The 5,611-nt window shown below is 57.6% G+C and carries 7 protein-coding genes and 1 pseudogene; 5 read left to right on the top strand and 3 right to left on the bottom strand.

The window, feature by feature from the left end; all coding sequences use genetic code 11:
• The 3 genes and pseudogenes from CW742_RS06150 to CW742_RS06140 all read left to right on the top strand — a co-directional run.
• A pseudogene (locus CW742_RS06150) lies at positions 1 to 307 on the top strand (tryptophan synthase subunit beta); the annotation flags it as partial.
• A complete protein-coding gene (gene trpA, locus CW742_RS06145) occupies positions 304 to 1,095 on the top strand; it encodes a tryptophan synthase subunit alpha (RefSeq protein WP_292417935.1) in 792 nt (263 codons plus the stop codon). The pseudogene CW742_RS06150 and the gene trpA, both read left to right, overlap by 4 nt.
• Before the next feature lie 72 nt (positions 1,096 to 1,167).
• Positions 1,168 to 1,632: a DUF333 domain-containing protein gene (locus CW742_RS06140; RefSeq protein ID WP_292417933.1), complete on the top strand. Its 465-nt coding sequence runs from the start codon at positions 1,168 to 1,170 to the stop codon at positions 1,630 to 1,632.
• A gap of 18 nt (positions 1,633 to 1,650) precedes the next feature.
• On the opposite strand, the gene CW742_RS06135 is transcribed toward CW742_RS06140, so the two are convergent.
• Complete coding sequence (locus CW742_RS06135) at positions 1,651 to 2,175, bottom strand: YkgJ family cysteine cluster protein (protein WP_292417930.1); 525 nt, start codon at positions 2,173 to 2,175, stop codon at positions 1,651 to 1,653.
• Positions 2,176 to 2,305: 130 nt separating this feature from the next.
• Between CW742_RS06135 and CW742_RS06130 the strand changes: the two genes are divergently transcribed.
• Together CW742_RS06130 and CW742_RS06125 are read left to right on the top strand one after the other, a co-directional pair.
• Positions 2,306 to 2,722 (top strand): arsenate reductase ArsC, encoded by a 417-nt coding sequence (locus CW742_RS06130; RefSeq protein ID WP_292417928.1) that lies wholly within the window; start codon positions 2,306 to 2,308, stop codon positions 2,720 to 2,722.
• A gap of 89 nt (positions 2,723 to 2,811) precedes the next feature.
• Positions 2,812 to 4,026, top strand: coding sequence for an NADP-dependent malic enzyme (locus CW742_RS06125; protein WP_292417926.1), 1,215 nt, complete (start codon positions 2,812 to 2,814; stop codon positions 4,024 to 4,026).
• A 4-nt stretch (positions 4,027 to 4,030) separates the two neighbouring features.
• On the opposite strand, the gene truA is transcribed toward CW742_RS06125, so the two are convergent.
• Together truA and CW742_RS06115 are read right to left on the bottom strand one after the other, a co-directional pair.
• A complete protein-coding gene (gene truA, locus CW742_RS06120; RefSeq protein WP_292417923.1) occupies positions 4,031 to 4,870 on the bottom strand; it encodes a tRNA pseudouridine(38-40) synthase TruA in 840 nt (279 codons plus the stop codon).
• Complete coding sequence (locus CW742_RS06115; RefSeq protein WP_292417921.1) at positions 4,825 to 5,502, bottom strand: PHP domain-containing protein; 678 nt, start codon at positions 5,500 to 5,502, stop codon at positions 4,825 to 4,827. Before CW742_RS06115 ends, truA begins: the two co-directional genes overlap by 46 nt.
• Positions 5,503 to 5,611: the final 109 nt, after the last annotated feature.

Here is a 5,611-nt window from a genome sequence, read left to right as displayed (position 1 = left end):
GGTGCTGCCCACCCACAGCATCTCTGCCGGGCTTGACTACCCGGGCGTCGGCCCTGAGCATGCCATGCTAAGGGACAGCCACCGGGTAACCTACGCCGCAGCCAATGACGCGGATGTACTCGATGCGTTCCGGTTCCTCTCCCGTTCCGAAGGGATCATCCCGGCGCTTGAATCAGCCCATGCCGTTGCCTACGTGATGACGAACCGCGACCGGTTCGAGCGCGATGACATTGTGGTCATCAACCTCTCCGGGAGGGGCGACAAGGATGTGGCAGAGGTGGCTAGGATGCAGGGGGGTGCAGTATGAGCCGGATCGATAAAGTGTTTGAGAAGCGAGGGAAGACTGCGTTTATCGGCTTCACTGTTGCGGGAGATCCGGATGAAGCCACCTCCCTCCTTGTCGCAAAAGCCCTCATCGAAGGCGGGACGGACATCCTCGAATTCGGGGTACCGTTCTCGGACCCGGTTGCTGACGGCCCCGTGATCCAGCGCGCTGATGACCGGGCACTGGCTGCCGGCACGAATCCTGATACCATCTTCAGGCTTGTGAAGGCGGTCCGGGAATACACTGATATCCCCATAGTTTTCCTTACCTACTATAACATTGTCCACAAAAGAGGCATTGACCGGTTTTACCGCGAAGCGCATGAAGCCGGCGTTGACGGCATCCTTGTCGCAGATATGCCGGTGGAAGAGTCAGAAGAGGTAACGGAGGTGGCTTCACGCTACGGGATCGACCCCATCTTCCTTGTTACCCAGACGACATCCGATGAGAGGATAGACAAAATCGTAGAAAAAGCGCGGGGATATCTCTATCTTGTCGCTGTGCTGGGAGTGACCGGTGTCCGGGACCAGGTTTCGTCCGGCGCGCTTGAGCTTATCAGCCGTGTCCGAAAGCACACGGACCTCCCGCTGGCCCTTGGGTTTGGCATCTCATCGCCTGAACATGCAAAGACCTGCACAGCAGCGGGTGCTGATGGCGTTATCGTGGGCAGCGCGATTGTCAGTATTGTTGAACGGAATCTTGGCAGCCCTGAATCAATGGAGCGAGAGCTCAACGATTATGTTGCACAGATGAAAGAGGCAATCCGTTGAGCAATCGGGAAATAGCGCCATTAAAACACTCTCTTTTTATATCGCGCCCGCGAATTATACCGGGGAATTATCATGATTTCCAAAACAGGTATTTTTGTACTTCTTGGTGCATGCATCATCGCAGGCATGCTCATCGCGGGCTGTACCCAGCCCCAGACAACGACCGCAGTGACGACCACAACCACTACTGTTGCACCGGTAGCAACCTCCGCCGCAGAGACCCCGGCAGCTGCAACTTCTGCAGCTGCTACCAGCACAACCGTTGCTGAGACAACTGCAGCAACTGCCGGTATCGCAAATCCTGCCTCAGTGAACTGCGGAAGCCTTGGCGGCCAGACCGAGATCAAGACCGCTGCTGACGGCGGCCAGTACGGCATGTGCACCTTCACCAACGGGACCACCTGCGAAGAGTGGGCGCTCTTCCGCGGCGAGGGCTGCATGCCTTATACCGCACCCACCGCAGCAGCCACAACTGCGGCGGTAACAAACGCCACAACGGAAGCCACCGCTACCGCAACGGCAACTGCAACGAAGTAAGGCCACCTGATCACCAGATCATTCCACTGCATCCCCGCGGAACGCGTGTGCCGCGAGGATGGCGGTGACCTTTTTTACCCAGGCGGGATTATTTCCCCCGGGCGGATGTGCATGGGGAAGCAGAGCTATCTGTTCCTTCCAGAGCCGAGCCAGCGTTTCGTCAGAGGTACTGATCTCCCCTGCACCAATCACCTTCCCGATAAGCGTGTTCTCCCTGTCGTACACGAACATCCGGTAGCAGCGGAATTCCCGGCAGACGGGAAGCCGGCTCTCATAGATGGCACAATCAAAACCATCGCCTCCGGGTTTACGGCAGAGGAAGGGGCATGGCTTTTTACCAGGAGCTGCGGACGTTCCGGATTGAGCAAAGTGCCGGTCGGAAACCTCGTCCGCATATTCGCAATTTACGTGTACCGGAAACAGGTCGCGGGTCAGAGAGTACCGGCAATAATAATCACGGTCATTCAGCTGGCGCTCTATGGTGATGAAGGAACCAAAGCTGGAGCAGCACTTCCCGCAGGAATCACAGATGAATCTGGCCATACGGTAATCGTTCATAAGACCGCTGTACTGATAAAGACAGATAATCCGCTATAATCCGCCCAATGCTTTTCAACCAGCATACAGACATACCACATACTCAACAAGGGATAGTACCATGGGAGATGATCGCATGGCCAAAACAAAGGTCCTCTTTATCTGTACGGCAAACGCTGCCCGCTCCCAGATGGCAGAGGGGCTGCTCCGGGCCCGGTATGGTTCACGTTTTGATGCGCATAGTGCCGGTACACGCCAGTCACGAGTCAGCACGCGGGCCATAACGGTGATGCAGGAGATCGGGATCGATATCTCGCATCACCAGTCAAAAACCCTTGATGCCGTTTCCGGTATCCCGTTCGATCTCGCTGTCACGCTCTGCGACAATGCGCATGCGGTGTGCCCGATTGTTCGGAATGCCGCAAAGACAGTGCACCATGGAATTGCCGATCCCCACCTGACCTTGGGAACAGAGGACGAGACCCTTGACGGTTACCGGCGGGTCAGGGAAGAGATAGCAGCGTGGATTGATGTAACGTTTGGTCCGGCATGACAAAGATGCACCAGAACCTCCCGACACTCAGGACCCGACAACAAGATTGATGAAATGCCATTGCCTTCATTGAAGTAGGACCGGTACTGATGAAACGGGCAAAAAAGGCAGACATTTACACGGAATCCCTTGAACTCCACAGGAAGCATAAGGGCAAGATAGAGGTCTATTCGAAAGTTCCGGTAAAGAACCGGAGGGACCTTTCTCTTGCTTACACCCCAGGTGTGGCAGAGGTCTGCCGGGAGATCCATAAGGACAAGGACCTTGCCTACAAGTACACGCTCAAAGGCAATACCATCGCCATTGTGACCGACGGCTCCCGGGTCCTCTCGCTCGGGAACATCGGGGGGTATGCGGCAATCCCCGTTATGGAGGGAAAGGCACTCCTCTTCAAAAAACTCGCGGGGATCGATGCCTTTCCCCTCTGTTTCGAGCGCTACCATCTCGAATTTGCCGATGACATCAGGAATATCGCCCCGGTCTTTGGCGGGATCGCACTCGAGGATATTGCGGCACCCCGGTGTTTCGAGCTCGAAGAATCATTGCAGGATATCGGCATCCCGGTGATGCATGACGACCAGCACGGTACCGCAGTGGTTGTCCTCGCTGCACTCATCAACGCCTGTAAAGTGACAAACAAGAAGTTCGAGGATTTGAACATCGTCGTCTCCGGGGCCGGGGCGGCGGGATATGCCATAACCCGTATACTCAAGTGCATTGGTTACAACCCCGACCTCTGCAGCAGCGTCAATGACATCATTGTCTGCGACAGGAACGGGATCATCCACCGGCACCGTGACGGCCTGTACGCGAACAAGTACAAGTTCATCATCAGCGAGGAGACCAACAAGACGGGCAGGACCGGCTCGCTTGCCGATGCCCTGAAAGGGGCCGATGTCGGTATCGGCGTCTCCGTGCCCGGGATCATCACCCCGTCCATGATCCGCTCCATGAACAAGGACCCGATCATCTTTGCTCTTGCCCATCCTACACCGGAGATCCTTCCCGGGGACGCACTCCAGGCAGGCGCAGCAATCGTAGGAACCGGCCGGAACGATTATCCCAACCAGATCAATTATGCGCTTGCATTTCCCGGGATCTTCCGGGGTGCTCTCGATGCCCGGGCAACCCGGATCTCGGATGAGATGAAGGTTGCAGCGGCCCATGCCATCGCGGACTTCGTCAGGCGCCCGCGCCATGACCGGATTCTCCCGGAAATCCTGAACCGTCGCGTTGTCTCTGCCGTAGCAGAGGCTGTGCTGAACGCCGCTGTGAAGAGCGGGGTTGCACGGAATATCGGCTGAATGGTCAGGAAGGGGGAAGCCCCTGCTGCAATGTCTGGCACACAGTTCCCATGAGGGAATGATGCCGTACAAGATCATTAATAAACCGGGCACTCCGCTCACGCGCGATAATCGGCTTCCAGCAGATGCCACAATCGGTATCCCACAGGACAAGCCCTTCGGCCGGGGCAGGGGAGAGGGCTTTTTCCGGCTCCCCGGTAAGGAGACGGTCAATGAGATCCTCCTCTTCCCCTTCACCGATTCGGAGCAATGCAGTTGCCATGCAGCGGACCTGGTGCCAGAGGAAACTCTCTGCCGTTACCTCAAGGCAGACAAAACCACCCTCCTCCAGGACCTGTGCGGAATACACTGTCCGGAACGGACTCCTCCCGTCCATCCGGGCAAAGCTGGAGAAGTTGTGGTTCCCGATGAACCGGGCCGCCGCCCGGGCCATTTCTTCAATGCGGGGCGGGGCGCTGGAAAAGAAATACCGGTATGTGCGTTTCTTTGCATCATACCGCGGGTGAAACGCAGGGGGGACCTCCGCATATGCCGTGCACCAGCAGTCGGGAGGCAGCTGCAGGTTGAGAGCGGTAATTGCCCGCTCCGGCGCATCCGTTGAGAACGCTGCCACCTGCCCGATCGCGTGAACGCCCCGGTCGGTCCTTCCGGCGAACAGGAAGCCGGCTTCCCGCCAGTCCGGGAACAGGCTCAGGCGCTCGCAGGCGGCAACGAACTCTCCCTCAACAGTCCGCTCGGAGACCTGCATCTGCGATCCAAAGAACCGGCTGCCGAGATAGGATACCCGGAACGCAAGCCTCACCGGAGCTGGAAATGACGGGTGATCCGCTTGATCTTTCTCCATGTGTTGTTGATCGACTGGCGCGTGTACGTGCGCAGCGGCGTCTTCCTGCCGCCATAGGATACTCTTCCGGACCGGATCGCATCGAGGATGGCCGGGACATTCTTTTCCGCATCAACATAGGTCCGGCCGAACCCGACGAACTTTGCGTTGTGGGCATCGCTCCCGCCGACACACGGCTTGCCAAGGCGTTTTGCAATCCTTGCTGCCTTCTTATTTGCCGAGCCCACGATATACCGGCTGTTGAAAACCTCTACGGCATCGACAACATTCATCCCCACTTTCTTCCTGCGGGCAACTCCGTGCCGCCAGACATGGTAGGGGTGGGGGAGGATGGCAAGGGCGTTCATCTCCCGTGCAATCCGCACCGTTGCCACGACATCAAGCCCTGCTGGTATCGGCTCGGTGACTCCCAGTACAAGGAGATGGCCCTGTTTTGTGGACACCTCAATACCGGGAATAACAAGGACGGAAGACGGGATCGTGAGGGCTTTCTTCGCTCCTTCGACGGTGTCATGGTCCGTGATGGCAATCGCGTCGAGCCCCTCTGCTCCGGCCTGCCGGAGGATCTCCCCGACACTGCTCTCCCCGTCCCAGGAATCACTGTTATGCACGTGCAGACCGCAGGCAAGCATCTGACCAAAGTGTGTTTATCCCTCGTGTATTAAGGGACATTGTGCGCATCCTCCCCCGCACCCGCCCTGCCACCGAACACATGTGTCGCCCGGCGCCCGCCGGGTATGT

The organism is Methanoregula sp., from assembly GCF_002835825.1.
GTDB lineage: Archaea > Halobacteriota > Methanomicrobia > Methanomicrobiales > Methanospirillaceae > Methanoregula.
Note: the sequence above shows the minus strand (reverse complement) of the source record. Positions and strands in the feature narration are given on the sequence as shown.